Here is a 15,503-nt window from a genome sequence, read left to right on the forward strand (position 1 = left end):
CGGGGCTTCCTCCTTCGCATGGCTCAGGGACCGCCCGCAGAAGGCATCCCGAAAGGCTTGAACCGCTCATGCGTTTCAACTCCGGGACGTCGTCCGCCGGCGTCCGCGAACACCTCTTCACCCTCGACGAGATCCCTGGCGTGCTGTGGACACCGGAAGGCGCCGTCGGTACGCGTCCGCTGATCGTGATGGGCCACGGCTGCCGACGGCCCTCCCGGACGGTTTGCCGAGGTCATGTGGAGGGTCGGCTCTGTTCAGGGAGGCGGGTCGCGGGTTAGCGTCCGTTCATGGCACCTGCTTCCCCTCTCGCTTTCGACCCGTGGGACCCCGGCTTTCTGGCGGACCCGTACCCGGCGTACGCCGAGCTGCGGGCGCTCGGCCGGGTGCGGTACTTCGAGCCCACGAACCAGTGGCTCGTCGCCCACCACGCGGATGTCTCGACGCTGCTGCGGGACCGCCGCCTGGGCCGGACGTACCAGCACAGGTTCACGCACGAGGAGTTCGGCCGCAGCGCGCCGCCGCCGGAGCACGAGCCGTTCCACACGCTGAACGACCACGGGATGCTGGACCTGGAGCCGCCGGACCACACCCGCATCAGGCGGCTGGTGTCGAAGGCGTTCACACCGCGCACGGTCGAGCGGCTGAAGCCGTATGTGGAGGGGCTGGCGGGCGAGCTGGTGGCCCGGCTGGTCGAGGCCGGCGGCGGTGATCTGCTGGCGGACGTCGCGGAGCCGCTCCCGGTGGCGGTGATCGCGGAGATGCTCGGTGTCCCCGAGGCGGACCGGGCGCAGCTGCGGCCCTGGTCGGCGGACATCTGCGGGATGTACGAGCTGAGCCCGTCGGAGGCGACGGCGAAGAGCGCGGTGCGGGCGTCGGTCGAGTTCTCGGAGTACCTCCGGGACCTGATCGCGCACCGTCGGGAGAACCCCGGCGACGACCTGATCTCGGGGCTGATCGCGGCGCACGACGAGGACGACCGGCTCACCGAGCAGGAGATGATCTCGACCTGCGTGCTGCTGCTGAACGCGGGCCACGAGGCGACGGTGAACGCCACCGTGAACGGCTGGTGGGCGCTGTTCCGCAACCCCGACCAGCTGGCGGCCCTGCGCGCGGACCACTCGCTGGTACCGGCGGCCGTGGAGGAGCTGATGCGGTACGACACCCCGCTCCAGCTGTTCGAACGCTGGGTGCTCGACGACATCGAGATCGACGGCACGACCGTCCCGCGAGGGGCGGAGATCGCGATGCTGTTCGGTTCCGCGAACCACGACCCGGCCGTCTTCGCCGCCCCGGAGAAACTGGACCTCACCCGTCAGGAGAACCCCCACATCTCGTTCAGCGCCGGTATCCACTACTGCATCGGCGCGCCCCTCGCCCGGATCGAACTGGCGGCGTCGATGACGGCCCTGCTGGAGAAGGCCCCCACCCTGTCCCTCGCGACGGAGCCGAAGCGCAAGCCGAACTTCGTGATCCGGGGGCTGGAGGGACTTCAGGTGGAGGTGGCGTAGAGCACGGCGCAGAGCACACGCCGCTCCCCGGCCGACGACCACAGCCGGCGTCAGCTCACGACGACGTCGCGCCGTCGCAGTCCCGCCAGCCCCGTCGCGACCAGGACGACCGCCAGCCCGATCAGGGTCAGCACCGGCGTCCACCGCATCTCCCCGCCCGGCAGCTTCGGCAGGTGGCCGAAGGGGGAGAGGTCGAGGACGGCCTGGGGGGCGTCGAGCGCCGGGCCGATCCAGCCGATCAGCAGGACGGCGCCGGCGAGGCCCCAGGCCGCCATGGCCGCCCGGGGGGCGAGGCCGTGCACCAGGACGGCGACGCCGCCGACGACCCACACCCCGGCGACCTGGACGAGGCAGGCGCCCAGGATCGGGCCGACCTCCTTGCCGTAGCCGAGGGCGAAGCCCACACCGGCGAGCAGCATGATCCACACGGAGCCGGCGAAGGCGACGGTCAGATGTCCGGCGGCCCACCGCAGCCGGCCCACGGCGTTGGCGAGGAGGGGTTCGGCCCGGCCCGAGGTCTCCTCGCCGTGCAGCCGCAGGACGGCACCGACGACGTAGAGCGCGGCGATCAGCCCGAGCATGCCGATCATCGACGCGAGGAACGCGTCCGTGAGCCCGGAACGGCCGCCCATGCGTTCGAAGATCTGGCGGGCCCCTTCGTTGTCGGCGACCAGGTCGGCCGCGCCCTCGGTGAGCCCGCCGTAGACGACCCCGGCGAGGAAGAACCCGATGCTCCAGCCGAGCACGCTGCCCCGCTGCAGCCGCCAGGCCAGCGCGCCCGCCGTCGCGAGGCGGCCCGTGGCCGGTCCCGGGCGGGTCGGCAGGAAGCTCATGCCGACGTCGCGGCGTCCGGCCAGCGCGTACGCCACCGCGCCCTGGACGAGGGCGGCCCCGACGAACAGCAGCAGCACCCACCACCGCTCATCAGCGAACGAACGCTCGTTTTCGAGCCACCCCAGAGGCGACAGCCACGTCAAAAAAGACGAACCGTCGTTCGTGGAAGCGTCGCCCGCTGCCCGCAGCACGAACGCCGCCCCGAGGACCCCCGCCGTCAGCCCCCGCGCCAGCCGCGCGCTCTCCGTCAGCTGAGCGATCACCGCGGCCGTCGTCGCGAACACCATGCCGACGCCCGCGATCCCCAGCCCGAAGGCCAGCGCGCCCGCCGCGCCCTGCCCGGCGAGTCCGCCCGTCACCAGCAGCGCCAGCGCGCCGTTCGCGAGCGCAGCCGTGAGCAGCGCCGCCGTCAACGGCGCCCGGTGCCCCACCATCCCCGACGCGACCACCTCCAGACGGCCGCTCTCCTCCTCGTCGCGCGTGTGGCGGATGACGACGAGCAGGCTCATCACGGCGGCGAGCAGACCGGCGTAGACACCGACGCGCCACGCGGTCAGGGCGCCGAGGGAGTCGTCGAAGACGGGCCCGACCAGGGCGCGCAGTGACGAGTTGGCGTTCATCTGGCGCATCAGGTCGGCGCGTTCGGCGGCGGTGCCGTACAGGCCGCGCAGGCTGTTCGGCATGGAGAGGACCATCAGTCCCGTCACCGCGACCCACACCGGCACCATCACCCGGTCCCGCCGCAGCGCGAACCGCAACAGGACCCCCGTACCGGCCAGTTGGCGCGTCCCGCCGTCCCGCCTGGCGAACGCCGAGGGCGGCGACGGCGGTGACGACGGCGGAGTCGAGGCCGAGGGCGTGGACGCGGGGGTGTTGCCGACGGCGGTCATCGCGTGGTCGTCCTCTCCTGAGCGTGGGCGTCGGTGCCGCCCCCGGAAGCGGCTCCCTCGTCATCGGCGCCGCCCGCGTCCCGGACGTCGTCCTGGTAGTGCCGCAGGAAGAGTTCTTCCAGGGTGGGCGGCGTCGAGGTCAGGGACCGTACGCCCGACTCGGTCAGCGAGCGCAGGACGGCGTCGAGTTTGTCGGTGTCGACCTGGAGGCGGACCCGGTTGCCCTGGACGTCGAGGTCGTGGACGCCGGGGAGGCGGGACAGGTCGCCCGGCGGGGAGGCGAGTTCGGCGGCGACGGCCGTACGGGTCAGGTGGCGCAGGTCGGCCAGGGAACCGCTCTCGACGGTGACGCCCTTGCGGATGATGCTCACCCGGTCGCACAGCTCCTCGACCTCGCTGAGGATGTGGGACGACAGCAGGACGGTGCGGCCCCGGTCGCGTTCCTCGCGCACGCAGTGCTGGAAGACCTCCTCCATCAGCGGGTCGAGGCCGGAGGTCGGCTCGTCGAGGATGAGCAGGTCGACGTCGGAGGCGAACGCGGCGACGAGGGCGACCTTCTGGCGGTTGCCCTTCGAGTAGGTGCGGCCCTTCTTCGTCGGGTCCAGCTCGAAGCGGTCGGTCAGTTCGGCGCGGCGGCGGGGGTCGAGTCCTCCGCGCAGCCGGCCGTAGAGGTCGATGACCTCGCCGCCGGACAGGTTCCGCCAGAGGGTGACGTCGCCGGGTACGTAGGCGATGCGGCGGTGTGCCTCCACCGCGTCCTTCCACGGGTCGCGGCCCAGGATCCGGGTGGACCCGGAGTCGGCGCGGAGCAGGCCGAGGAGGACGCGGATGGCGGTGGACTTGCCGGCGCCGTTGGGGCCGAGGAAGCCGTGGACCTCGCCGGTCTCGACGGTCAGGTCGAGGCCGGCGAGAGCGTGGGTCCGCCCGAAGGACTTGTGGAGTCCGGCGACCTCGATGGCTGGGTTGGCCTTCGTCATGCTCCGAACGTACGCTTACTTCAGAAATTTGTGAAGTTAAGGAAGCGTATGAATCGACAGTAGACTGTTTCGGCGGGTGGCCGTGGCGTGACGGTGGCGTGGTGGCGTGGTGGCGCGACCGGGGTGCCTGACCAGGGGAGATGATCCAGCGATGGCGGAAGCGAAGTCCGGGGGCGAGCCCCGGGCCGAAGGTGAGGTCCAGGCCGAGGCCGCGGTGCCTGGGGTGCCGGGCGCCGACTCCGCGACCTCCGGCCCCTGGGACGTCGACTCCGTCGGTGGCCGCTCGGCAGGTGACATGGCTGAGGACGACGGGGCCGAGGAGAGGGCGGAGGGTGCGGAGGGGGCCGAGCGGGATCCCGAGGCGGTCTCGCGTTTCGTCGAGCACTTCGCCGCGCAGCTCGTCGAGGCCGGGGTGCCGCGGATGCCGGCCCGCGTCTTCGCCGCGCTGCTCGCCTCCGACACCGGCGCGCTGACCTCCGCCCAACTGGGCGAACAGCTGCAGATCAGCCCCGCCGCCGTATCGGGCGCCGTCCGCTACCTGGCCCAGGTGCACCTGGTGTCACGCGAGCGTGAGCCCGGTTCGCGGCGTGAGCGCTACCGCGTCCACAGCGACCAGTGGTACGAGGCCCTCACCAACCGCGAGGCGATCATCAAGCGGTGGGAGGACGCGCTGCGCGAGGGCGTCGCGAGCCTCGGCGCCGACAGCCCTGCGGGCCGCCGCCTCACCGAGACCCTCGCGTTCTTCGAGTTCGTCGAGGTGGAGGTCGAGGCGATCATGGCCCGCTGGCGCATCCACCGCGACCAGTTGTTCGGCCGGGACTGACACCGGGTCCGAAAGCGGCCGGAGCCGACTGCGGAGGGCCTGGCGCCCGCCGTCCGGCGCCCGCCGCCCCCGCTAATCGGCCGACTCGACGGATTCGGCCGACTCGGTGCCCCTTTCCGTACGGCTCGCCAGGCGTTCGTAGCGCTGGCGGGCGGCCTGCGGGGTCTGGAGGCCCAGGCCGAACGCGATCTCCGGCCAGGTCATGCCCCGGCCCCGGGCCATTTCCAGGAGTCCGACCTCCAGCTCGTCCATCTCCGCGCGGGCCGACGGGACGAGGCTCAGCGCGGCGGTGATGTCCGCCCGGTCGACCTCCGGCTCCCCGTCCTCCAGCAGTGCGCCACCACTGAGCAGGAACGACACCAGCCGCACGGCCTCGTGCGGGCTCAGGACGAGCGGGTGCACCTGCCGGCGGCGCTGCCCGTCCGTGGCCGCGTGCCGCTCGGCGATACGGAACAACGAGGTGTACGTCCGCTGTGTCCGTGCCTCGTCGGCGTTCGGCGGAGTGAACGGGTCGGGGGAGCCGGAGTGGCAGGTGGGGTCCGGGGCCGGCGTCGACGCGGCCGAGGGCTTCGGTGTCATGCGTTCAGCCTCGGATGCAAACAACATGTTGTCAACGTTTTATTGTGCAGCTGTGCAGCTGTGCAGCTAGTGCCGCCTGTGAGGCTCTGTGGAGCTGTGACGCCTGGCCGGAGAGCGGCGGTCCGCCGACGATGACCGCGCTCGTTGCTACTCTCCGCGTCAACGACGGTGACGACGGGGGGCGATCATGGGATCGGACAAGGAAGCGCGACCACCGGCCCCTTCGAGCCCGTCCCGCTCCTGGTCCACAGGCGTGGCAGCGGGCGCCCTCTTCGGAGGACTGGCCGCCGTCGTGTCGGTGGTCGCCATCGGGAGGGCATGGGCCGCGTGCGATGTCGGCGGCGGCGGGAACGGCATCACGCTGCTCCTCCTAGCCCCGGTCGTCTGGGTCGCCGCGGCGGTCCCCTGGCTCGTTCTGCACGGCACGCTCGGACGCCGTCACCGAGGGGCGGCGCTGGCGGTCGGGCTGCTGTTCACGCTGTGGTTCACGTGGTTCCTGGTGACCTGGCTGGGCATCCCGGACTCGTACCCCGCGCCCCTCTGCCCGGGCAACGTCCCCCCGTGGTGGCCGACCCTCCTCCCCACCTGACCCCGCGCGGCGGCGTGACCGAAACGCCCTGCCCGGCGCCCCGCGGACGTGCCCGGACCCTCCGCGCCGCCGCCGGTGGCCGGGCGACGACCACTGGTGGGAGAGCAACATCGCCGAAGAGGACTCCTCCTGGGCCAAACCACGGCAGCATCTCCGGCGCAGGCATCAAGGACCACGTGAAGGTGTACCCCAGCGGCAACCTGGGCGGCCGCACGACCATCTGCCTCACCCCCCGGCCAGGAGGTCGGGCACAACGGCGCCGCCGACGACAACGGCGAGCCCCACACGTGGGCCACCGGCTGCTGACGCCGCTCACCGGGCGGGCACCGCGCGCCGGTGACCGGCCGCGGAGCACGTGAACGAAGGTGCCCGACCACCGACGGGTACTCGCAACGCAGGCCGCTCGCCCTCACGACCGACGGGTACTCGCCCCGCAGGCCGCGTTCACGCGGGCAACGTCAGCCCCCACGCCCCCTCCCGCACCGTCCACGTCCGGGTCCGTACCGGTCCGGCCACCACCAGGGAGTCCGCCCGGTAGCGGAAGTCCGCGCCGGACACCGTCACCCGCTGCCCCACCGCCCGCAGCGGCGCGGCCTCGGCGCCCACGGACACCGGCCGGACCTCGACGTCCGCGCCGCCGTGCGTGCCGGGGGCGATCGACACGCCCTGCACCGGCTGGTCGAGGTCGACGAGCGTCACCCCGTCCACCTCCACCCGCAGCCGGGAGGGGCCCACCGGGGCGGGGGAGGCGACCCGTATCCGGGCGGGCCGCGCGACGCGCGCGATCCGGGGCGGGCGCGCGGACAACGTCCGCACCAGGGACTGCGGCCAGTGCCGCAGCCACGACTGATGCCCGGAGGAGTCACCGTCAGCCCCCGCACCGGGCCGCGCGCGGAAACCGGCCCCGGCCCCGGCGCCTGCCGTGTCTCCCGCCCTCTCGGCCTCTGTCTCCGCCTCTCCCTCCGCCTCCGCGGCCGTCCCGGCTTCCGTGCCGAGTGCGGTCGCCCCTACGGGCGCCGGGATGCGCAGGGTGCCGAGCACCACCCCGTCGCTGTCGTCGACGAGCAGATCCAGCCGCCGTTCGACACCGTCGAGGGCGGCCCGCGCGGCGGCCACGGCACCGGTCGGCACCCCGAGCGACCGGGCCAGGCCCAGCGCCGGCCCCACCGGAACCATGGCCAACGCGCACGCCGTCAGCTCCCGCTGCCGGTGCAGAAGGGCCACCGCGCGCAGCAGCGCACGGTCGTCCCCGACCACCACCGGCCGCCGGGAACCCCGCCGTGCCAGCACCCGGGCGAATTCCTCGGGGCCTTCCGGAAGACACACTTTCGTACTCGCCGCACCCGCGCTGAGCACGTCTTTCGCGATCCTTACCGCCTCACCGTCCGTGTGACGGGCGAGGGGGTCGATGACCACGAGGAGCTGGTCGCCAGTCGCCACCTCGGTCCTGCCTCGCTTCCTCGGGTAGCATCTTTGTGCAAGAGCCCCTTGCGCTATTGCGCCAGGGGCTTCGTCTATTCCGGGGCATCCGGGTCCACAGTCTGCGACCAACGGTGGTCGCGGTGCACGCGGCGGGCATTCAAGCCACCGCGTACGCCCCCGACCTTGGACATGCCCCGCCCGGAAGGGGTGTACGCGCGTGCCCGCACTTGTGCTGCTCGGTGCTCAGTGGGGTGACGAGGGTAAAGGGAAGGCCACCGACCTGCTCGGCGGTTCCGTGGACTACGTGGTCCGCTATCAGGGCGGCAACAACGCCGGCCACACGGTCGTCGTCGGCGACCAGAAGTACGCCCTCCACCTTCTCCCCTCCGGCATCCTCACTCCGGAGTGCACTCCGGTCATCGGCAACGGCGTCGTCGTCGACCCGTCGGTCCTGCTCTCCGAGCTGAGCGGTCTGAACGAGCGCGGCGTCGACACGTCCAAGCTCCTGATCAGCGGCAACGCTCACATCATCACGCCGTACAACGTCACGGTCGACAAGGTCACCGAGCGCTTCCTCGGCAAGCGCAAGATCGGCACGACGGGGCGGGGCATCGGCCCCACCTACGCGGACAAGATCAACCGTGTGGGCATCCGGGTGCAGGACCTGTACGACGAGTCGATCCTGACGCAGAAGGTCGAGGCTGCCCTCGACGTCAAGAACCAGGTCCTGACCAAGCTCTACAACCGGCGCGCCATCGCCGTCGAGCAGGTCGTCGAGGAGCTGCTGGGCTACGCCGACAAGCTCGCCCCGTACGTCGCCGACACGGTCCTGGTCCTCAACCAGGCCCTCGACGACGACAAGGTGGTCCTCTTCGAGGGCGGCCAGGGCACGCTCCTGGACATCGACCACGGCACGTACCCCTTCGTGACCTCCTCCAACCCGACGGCCGGCGGTGCCTGCACGGGTGCGGGCGTCGGCCCCACGAAGATCAGCCGCGTCATCGGCATCCTCAAGGCGTACACGACACGTGTCGGCGCGGGCCCGTTCCCGACGGAACTGTTCGACGAGGACGGCGAGGCGCTGCGCCGCATCGGTGGCGAGCGCGGTGTGACCACCGGCCGTGACCGGCGCTGCGGCTGGTTCGACGCGGTCATCGCCCGGTACGCGACCCGCGTGAACGGTCTGACGGACTTCTTCCTCACCAAGCTCGACGTCCTCACCGGCTGGGAGCAGATCCCGGTCTGCGTGGCCTACGAGATCGACGGCAGGCGCGTCGAGGAACTGCCCTACTCCCAGACCGACTTCCACCACGCCAAGCCGGTCTACGAGATGCTCCCCGGCTGGTCCGAGGACATCTCCAAGGCCAAGTCGTTCTCCGACCTGCCGAAGAACGCCCAGGCGTACGTCAAGGCCCTGGAGGACATGTCCGGCGCCCCGATCTCCGCCATCGGCGTGGGCCCGGGCCGCGACGAGACGATCGAGATCAACTCGTTCATCTAGCGCCGGAGCCCGACAGGGCACCCGCACCACCCCCTGACGGTGCGGCCGACTCACCCCGAGTCCGGCCGCACCGTCGGTCGTCAGGCGCCGCGGCCATCACGTGTGGCCGGGTACGGCTGTCGTCTCAGCGGATGACTTCTCCGACCTGCCCTCGGTCGCCGAGCCGCTGTTCAGGGAGGCAGGTGGCGAGATCCGCCCCGGTTGTCGCGGGCCCGTGGGCGCCGTCCCTCAGCTGAAGATGATCATCGAGCCCTGGGCCAGGCTGCGGGTCGCCGCCGCGTTCAGGCCCAGCCAGACGTGGCGTTCGCGGGCGAACGGGCTGGAGTCGAACGGCGCGGGAGCGGCGGGTTCCTCCAACGACGTCGGCGCGAGCGGCGGGGCCGGGGCCAGCGGCGGGTTCGCCGGGTCGATCCCGATCGCCGGGGCCACGATCTCCAGTTCGCGCAGCAGGCCCTGGGAGGAGCCCAGCGGGCCGTTGCCGGCGAGGAGTTCGTCGTTGGCCAGCGGGTGCGGGAAGTCCACGGGGACGTACGCGCCGGCGTGGTCGTAGTGCCAGACGAGATGCGACTGCTGGGCCGTCGTCTCGAACATCTCCAGCAGTTGCTCGTAGTCGCCGCCCAGCTCTCCGACGGGCGTCACCGGCAGCCCGCACACCTGCAACAGGTACACCCGGCGCAGGAAGTGCAGCGCGTCGTAGTCGAAACCCGCGATCGGGGCGACCTCCCCGGTCAGTCCCGGCATGTACTGGAACACGGGCACCGGCGGCAGTCCGGCCTCGCCCAGCACCTGGTTGTAGAGCGCGAGTTCCTCGGCGAAGGGGTTGTCGGGCGTGTGGCAGAGCACGTCGACGAGCGGGACCAACCAGAGGTCACAGGCCAAGGGAGCACTCCTCACAGTGTGGGCGGGGAAGAAGCGTAGTCGCTGAACGCCGCCTTCAGTCCCCTTCGTGCAGGTCCCATACCCACACACCGCCCACCCACCTACCGGGACGCCCGACCAGCTTGTCCACGGTGGCCCGCAACTGCTCGTCGTAGTACTGCGGTCGCAGCACCAGCGCCCCCGCGTGCCAGTACGCGAAGTCCTTGCGGGCCTGCGCCTGCCAGGCCTCCCCGATCACCGGGGTGCGGCCGGTGTGGCGCACCTCCCGCAGCAGGGCGGAGGTGTGGCGCGGTACGGCGCCGTAGATGCCGGTGCGGTCCTCGCCGAAGGGGCCGTTGAAGTAGCCGCCGGGCATCCGGAAACCGAAGCGGGCCGTGGTCTGCCAGTGCAGCGCCTCCGCGTTGCCGGGGTCCGGCAGCGGCACCGGCACGAGCGTCTCGCCGGCCTCCGTGTCGACGTACCTCCGCCAGGTGCCGTCCGCGATGAACGCCGGCACCTCGGGCCGCTCCTGCGACTTCAGCGGGGCCGGGACGATCGGCAGCAGCGCCAGGGCGATCGCCAGGAACCCCACGTACCGGGTGCCGAAGCCCGGCACCCGCGCCAACTGCGCGAAGGCGAGCGCCAGCAGCATGCCGAGCACCGGCGCGCACACCATCGCCACCCGGCCCTCGATGACCGACTCGAACAGCGGCCGGTCGGCGAGCAGCGCCCACGGTCCGGGCACCACCAGATCCGTCTGCGGCAGGCGGATCTCGGGGCCGAGGGAGAGGACGGCCGCGGCGACCGCCGTGAAGCCGAGCGCCTTCACCAGGGGGCGCTCCCACAGGCGTACGACGATGCCGAGGGCCAGCAGCACCAGCGGCCAGCCGTAGAAGGCGTTCTGTTCGGTGGGGTTGAGGGAGAGCGCGTCCGCCCGGCTCGCGTCGCCCGCGAGGAGGGAGCGCTCGGCGAACGAGAGCAGGGCGAGGGGGCTGTTCCCGGCGTTGTCGCCGTGCTCGATGTTCTTGTAGCTCTGCGGGCCGAAGAACTGCCAGGACAGGAAGAACGCCACCAGGGGCAGCGTGGTGAGGACCGCGACGCCGAGGCCCTTCAGGAGGGGCCGCCAGGCCGCGCGGGCCACGTCCGGGCGTACGGCCCCGTACGCGGCGGCGAACAGCAGCATGCCCATCGCCGCGAGCAGCAGGGGCTCCTCGCCGAGGAAGATCTGGTACGCCGCCATCAGACCGAGGACGACGCCGTCCCGTACCGTCCGGGTGCCCGCGCACAGCCGGAGGGACCGTTCGACGATCAGCGGGATCATGAACAGGACGATGAAGTTCGGGTGCGCGTTGGCGTGGCTGACCATCGGGGGCGCGAACGCGGCGAGGGCCGCGCCGGTGAAGGCCGCCCCCCGGTGCCGTACGAGCCGCCCGACGAACAGCCGGTACCAGGCGGCGGCGGTGGTGGCCAGGCCCAGCGTCATCACGAGGCCGAGCGTCACCGCGGGACCCAGTGCGAGCGTCACCGGGGTCAACGGCACCGACAGTCCCAGCATGACCGTGTTGGCCATGAGGTTCACCCCGTCGGGGAAGCCCTGGAAGTCGGTGAACAGGGGGTTCCTGAGGTGGGTGACGTTGTCGGCGGTGACGGCGAAGAACCACTCCCACTGGTTCTGGTCCTGGAGGGAGTCGGGGAGGTACCGCCCGTTCGGGTCGATCCAGCGGCCGGCGTAGAGGGCCACCGCCATCAGCAGGAACACGGTGACGGCGAGGACGTCGGCGGGGCGGACGGACCGGGCCGCCGACCGCACCGAACGGCCCTTCAGGGTGGCGAGTTCACCGAGGACATGGGCGTAGTCCCGCGCGCGGATCTTCGAACCGGGCTGATGGGACCAGCGGATCGGCACCTCGGCGACGGACCAGCCGGCGCGCCGGAAGTGCCGCAGTATCTCGACGTCTATGCCGAACCCGTCGAGCCGGGAGGCGGCGAACGCCTCGCGGGCCCGATCGCCGTCGAACAGCTTGAACCCGCACTGGGTGTCCCGGATGCCGGGCACCACCAGCCCGCGTATCAGCAGGTTGCCCGCGCGGCCGAGGTTCTCGCGCAGCCGGTGCTGCCGCCGCTCGATGCGTGCCCCCGCTGCCTCGCGGGAGCCGATCGCCGCCGCGTGCCCGTCGCTGAGCGCCTTGTCGAGCAGCTCCAACTCGTCGATGGGCGCGGCGAGATCGGCGTCCGTCAGCAGCACCCGGCGGCCGTAGGAGGCGCAGACCCCGAGGCGCAGGGCGTGGCCCTTGCCCCGGTTGCGGGGCCCGCCCCTGATGAGCTGCACCCGCGCGTCGCGCTCGGTGACGGCGGCCACGACCTCGCGCGTGCCGTCCGTCGAACCGTCGTCGACGACGAGGACCTCCCAGGTCTCGGCGGCCTCCGTGGCGGTGAGGTGGGAGACGACCGCGTCGAGGGTGGGGCCGAGGCGCCGCTCCTCGTTGTAGGCGGGGATGACGACGGACAGGTCGACGCCGACCCGGGGACCGACGCCCGTGCGGGCCCCGCTCATTCGACGGCCAGCCGTTCCACCAGGGTCAGCGAGTGGTCGTCGTACGCGGCGATGATCTCCTGCGCGGTGATGGCGTCCCGGCGGGTGAGCGCGTCGACGAGGTCGGTGTAGCTGCCCCACAACCGGCCCCGGAGGTCGTCCGCCCGGCGCAGGTGCTGCACCGCGCACACCCACGACTGCACCCGCAGCCGGTGCAGGAAGTCGGAGAGGTAGGGGTTGCCGAACAGGACGATCAGCTCGCGCCAGAACCGCAGGTCGTAGCCGATGAGGATGTTCAGGTCGCCGGCGGTCGCGGCCCGCCGGGCCTCCTCGCCGCGCCGCCGGACCCCGGCGAGCGCCGCGGCGGTACGGGTGTCCATCTTCCGGTCGCCGAGCCGGCGGAACATGCCGTCGCCGATGAGGATGCGGGCCTCGACCATGTGCCGGTAGTCGCCCAGCGAGTACTCGTGCACCTGGAATCCGCGGTGCTGCACCGCGTCCAGCAGCCCCTGCGCGGACAGGTCCACCAGCGCCTCGCGCACGGGCGTCGCCGACACCCCGTACTGCTCGGCGATCTCCTTCACCGTGAACTCCTGCCCCGGCTTCAGCCGGCCGGCCAGCACCTCGTCACGGAGCGCGTCCGCGAGCTGCTGCCGCAGGGTGCTTCGAGTCACGGCGCCATTGCCGCCGCCGGTGCCGGGCATCGTGGTCCGCTCCCCCCGTCCGCGTACGCGTACGCAGTCCTGTGCGTGGTCTCTGCGTTCTCTTACGAGCACGTCACCTTACGCGTTCGCGTTCCGGGGAGACTGTTTCGGGCCCGCCCCCGCGACGGCCGCGCCGTACGGGCGCCGAACGACACGAATCGGCCACCTGGCGTGCGGTTTTCCCTCACGGAGAGGAGACGGCGGAGGAGGGCGGGCAGGAGGCGCCGCGCATACGACGCGCACACGGGAGGGCGCCCCCGGGTCGTGGGACCCGAGGACGCCCTGCGGTGCTCTCGGCGTGCGGCGACGGACGAGGTGCGCTCCTCCGCCGGTGTCAGACGGTGAACTCGTCCGCCGCCGTCAGCGCCGTGTCGAGGGCGGCGAGGCCCTCCTTGGCCTCGGCCTCCGTGATGGTGCACGGGGGGACGACATGGGTGCGGTTCATGTTCACGAACGGCCACAGGCCCTGCGCCTTGGCGGCCTTGGCGAAGGCGAGCATGGGGGCGTTGGCCTCGCCGGCGGCGTTGTAGGGGACCAGGGGCTCGCGGGTCTCCTTGTTCCGGACGAGCTCCAGCGCCCAGAACATGCCGACACCGCGCACCTCGCCGACCGAGGGGTGCCGCTCGGCCAGTGCGCGCAGCCCCGGCTCGATGACGGACGCGCCGATCGTCGCCGCGTTCTCGACCACACGCTCCTCCGCCATGACGTTGATCGTCGCGACGGCCGCGGCGCAGGCAAGCGGGTGCCCCGAGTACGTCAGACCGCCGGGGTACGGCCGCCGGGCGAACGTCTCCGCGATGGCCGGCGAGATGGCGACCCCGCCGAGCGGGACGTAACCGGAGTTCACGCCCTTGGCGAAGGTCATCAGGTCGGGGACGACGTCGAAGAGGTCGGCCGCGAACCACTCGCCGGTCCGCCCGAAGCCCGCCATGACCTCGTCGAGGACGAAGACGATGCCGTACTTGTCGCACAGTTCCCGCACGCCGGCCAGGTAGCCGGGCGGCGGGACCATGATCCCGGCCGTGCCCGGGATGGTCTCCAGGATGATCGCGGCGATGGTCGACGGGCCCTCGAAGGCGATCGTCGTCTCCAGGTGCTCCAGTGCGCGGGCGCACTCCTGCTCCTCGTTCTCCGCGTAGAAGCGGGAGCGGTAGAGGAACGGCGCCCAGAAGTGCACGACCCCGGCGGTGCCGGCGTCGGAGGGCCAGCGGCGGGGGTCGCCGGTGATGTTCACGGCCTGCTGGGTGCCACCGTGGTACGAGCGGTACGCGGACAGCACCTTGGGGCGGCCGGTGTGGAGGCGGGCCATGCGGACGGCGTGCTCGACGGCGTCGGCGCCGCCGTTGGTGAAGAAGATCTTGTCCAGGTCGCCCGGGGTGCGCTCGGCGATCAGCCGGGCCGCCTCCGAGCGGGCCTCGATCGCGAACGCCGGGGCGAACGTGGTGAGCGTCGCCGCCTGCTCCTGGATGGCCGCGACGACCTTGGGGTGCTGGTAGCCGATGTTCGTGTAGACGAGGCCGCTGGTGAAGTCCAGGTAGCGCCTGCCGTCGTAGTCCCAGAAGGACGACCCCTCCGCGCCGGCGACTGCGAGCGGGTCGATGAGCTCCTGGGCGGACCAGGAGTGGAACACGTGCGCACGGTCCGCCGCCTTCACCGCGGCGCCGAGCTGGGGGTTCGGCTGAGGGGTCATGGTGTCGAGGTTAGGTGCCCGCGGGGCGGCCCCGATATCGGCGTCCTGTCTGCGGCAGGGCTCCGCACCACGACAGTGTGTCGCCCCGGCGCGAGGAACCACCACGCAGCCGTACGCGCCCGACTGCCGGTACTGCCGGTACTGCCGGTACTGCCGGTACTGCCGGTACTGCCGGTACCGTCGGCCACTGCGTCGACACGGACGCCGCGACCGACGCGGACGAACTGACGCGTCCGGCGGGGCTCACGGCGGCCCGGTGGCAGGTCCTCGGCGCGGTGCTCCCCGAGCCGCTGCCGTGTCCGGGGTCGCCCGCGCCACGGGCATCACCCGGCGGAGCGTGCAGCGGGTCGCCGACCTCCTCGTCGACCGGGGCCCGCCGGGTACGGCCCGGACCCGGCCCACCGCCGTGCAAGTTCCTCACCCCGGCTCCTCACCCCGGCTCCTCACCCCGGCCCCGGCCGGACGCGCCGCCGTCGAGCAGTCCGACCCCGGCCACGCGGCCCTCGCCGACCGCCTCGCCGAGACCCTCGGCGAGGAGGGGGCCGCGGGGACCGTCCGGGTCCTGGAGGCCCTGCCGACCCCGCGCCGGAGGGCC

At 72.3% G+C, this 15,503-nt stretch carries 12 protein-coding genes and 1 pseudogene; 5 read left to right on the top strand and 8 right to left on the bottom strand.

Going from position 1 to position 15,503, the window contains the following annotated elements:
* Window positions 1-68 precede the first annotated feature (68 nt).
* Both GSY65_RS33890 and GSY65_RS20230 read left to right on the top strand, forming a co-directional pair.
* Window positions 69-200: pseudogene (locus tag GSY65_RS33890) on the top strand (alpha/beta hydrolase); the annotation flags it as partial.
* Window positions 201-287: 87 nt separating this feature from the next.
* Window positions 288-1,508 (top strand): cytochrome P450, encoded by a 1,221-nt coding sequence (locus GSY65_RS20230; protein WP_159770766.1) that lies wholly within the window; start codon window positions 288-290, stop codon window positions 1,506-1,508.
* 50 nt (window positions 1,509-1,558) lie between these two features.
* Here the strand turns inward: GSY65_RS20230 and GSY65_RS20235 are convergent, their stop codons facing one another.
* Complete coding sequence (locus GSY65_RS20235; RefSeq protein ID WP_236579922.1) at window positions 1,559-3,232, bottom strand: ABC transporter permease; 1,674 nt, start codon at window positions 3,230-3,232, stop codon at window positions 1,559-1,561.
* A complete protein-coding gene (locus GSY65_RS20240; protein ID WP_236579924.1) occupies window positions 3,229-4,209 on the bottom strand; it encodes an ABC transporter ATP-binding protein in 981 nt (326 codons plus the stop codon). Before GSY65_RS20240 ends, GSY65_RS20235 begins: the two co-directional genes overlap by 4 nt.
* A gap of 295 nt (window positions 4,210-4,504) precedes the next feature.
* Here GSY65_RS20240 and GSY65_RS20245 point away from each other — a divergent pair, with 295 nt between their 5' ends.
* A complete protein-coding gene (locus tag GSY65_RS20245; protein ID WP_159776190.1) occupies window positions 4,505-5,032 on the top strand; it encodes a GbsR/MarR family transcriptional regulator in 528 nt (175 codons plus the stop codon).
* Window positions 5,033-5,104: 72 nt separating this feature from the next.
* Here GSY65_RS20245 and GSY65_RS20250 read toward each other — a convergent pair whose 3' ends face one another.
* Complete coding sequence (locus tag GSY65_RS20250) at window positions 5,105-5,611, bottom strand: DNA-binding protein (protein WP_159770769.1); 507 nt, start codon at window positions 5,609-5,611, stop codon at window positions 5,105-5,107.
* 253 nt (window positions 5,612-5,864) lie between these two features.
* Here GSY65_RS20250 and GSY65_RS20255 point away from each other — a divergent pair, with 253 nt between their 5' ends.
* Window positions 5,865-6,200 (top strand): hypothetical protein, encoded by a 336-nt coding sequence (locus tag GSY65_RS20255; RefSeq protein WP_159770772.1) that lies wholly within the window; start codon window positions 5,865-5,867, stop codon window positions 6,198-6,200.
* A gap of 444 nt (window positions 6,201-6,644) precedes the next feature.
* Here the strand turns inward: GSY65_RS20255 and GSY65_RS20260 are convergent, their stop codons facing one another.
* Window positions 6,645-7,640 carry a diacylglycerol kinase family protein gene (locus GSY65_RS20260; protein WP_159770775.1) on the bottom strand — a complete coding sequence of 332 codons (996 nt, stop codon included), beginning with the start codon at window positions 7,638-7,640 and terminating at the stop codon, window positions 6,645-6,647.
* 199 nt (window positions 7,641-7,839) lie between these two features.
* Between GSY65_RS20260 and GSY65_RS20265 the strand changes: the two genes are divergently transcribed.
* Window positions 7,840-9,123, top strand: coding sequence for an adenylosuccinate synthase (locus GSY65_RS20265; RefSeq protein ID WP_159770778.1), 1,284 nt, complete (start codon window positions 7,840-7,842; stop codon window positions 9,121-9,123).
* A 228-nt stretch (window positions 9,124-9,351) separates the two neighbouring features.
* On the opposite strand, the gene GSY65_RS20270 is transcribed toward GSY65_RS20265, so the two are convergent.
* The 4 genes from GSY65_RS20270 to GSY65_RS20285 form a co-directional block, all read right to left on the bottom strand.
* The gene (locus tag GSY65_RS20270) at window positions 9,352-10,002 is read right to left on the bottom strand and encodes a hypothetical protein (protein WP_159770781.1); all 651 of its coding nucleotides are present in this window, start codon (window positions 10,000-10,002) and stop codon (window positions 9,352-9,354) included.
* 55 nt (window positions 10,003-10,057) lie between these two features.
* Window positions 10,058-12,535, bottom strand: coding sequence for a dolichyl-phosphate beta-glucosyltransferase (locus tag GSY65_RS20275; protein WP_159770784.1), 2,478 nt, complete (start codon window positions 12,533-12,535; stop codon window positions 10,058-10,060).
* Window positions 12,532-13,218, bottom strand: coding sequence for a GntR family transcriptional regulator (locus GSY65_RS20280; protein WP_159770787.1), 687 nt, complete (start codon window positions 13,216-13,218; stop codon window positions 12,532-12,534). Before GSY65_RS20280 ends, GSY65_RS20275 begins: the two co-directional genes overlap by 4 nt.
* Before the next feature lie 334 nt (window positions 13,219-13,552).
* Window positions 13,553-14,908, bottom strand: a complete 1,356-nt coding sequence (locus GSY65_RS20285; RefSeq protein WP_159770790.1) for an aspartate aminotransferase family protein — start codon at window positions 14,906-14,908, stop codon at window positions 13,553-13,555.
* Between the last annotated feature and the right edge of the window lie 595 nt (window positions 14,909-15,503).

The sequence above is a fragment of the Streptomyces sp. HM190 genome (assembly GCF_009857135.1).
GTDB classification, from domain to species: domain Bacteria; phylum Actinomycetota; class Actinomycetes; order Streptomycetales; family Streptomycetaceae; genus Streptomyces; species Streptomyces heilongjiangensis.

Coding starts and splice junctions, on each gene's coding strand:
- GSY65_RS20230 (WP_159770766.1), top strand. CDS start 288: ATGGCACCTGCTTCCCCTCTCGCTTTCGACCCGTGGGACCCCGGCTTT.
- GSY65_RS20235 (WP_236579922.1), bottom strand. CDS start 3,232: ATGACCGCCGTCGGCAACACCCCCGCGTCCACGCCCTCGGCCTCGACT.
- GSY65_RS20240 (WP_236579924.1), bottom strand. CDS start 4,209: ATGACGAAGGCCAACCCAGCCATCGAGGTCGCCGGACTCCACAAGTCC.
- GSY65_RS20245 (WP_159776190.1), top strand. CDS start 4,505: ATGGCTGAGGACGACGGGGCCGAGGAGAGGGCGGAGGGTGCGGAGGGG.
- GSY65_RS20250 (WP_159770769.1), bottom strand. CDS start 5,611: ATGACACCGAAGCCCTCGGCCGCGTCGACGCCGGCCCCGGACCCCACC.
- GSY65_RS20275 (WP_159770784.1), bottom strand. CDS start 12,535: ATGAGCGGGGCCCGCACGGGCGTCGGTCCCCGGGTCGGCGTCGACCTG.
- GSY65_RS20280 (WP_159770787.1), bottom strand. CDS start 13,218: ATGCCCGGCACCGGCGGCGGCAATGGCGCCGTGACTCGAAGCACCCTG.
- GSY65_RS20285 (WP_159770790.1), bottom strand. CDS start 14,908: ATGACCCCTCAGCCGAACCCCCAGCTCGGCGCCGCGGTGAAGGCGGCG.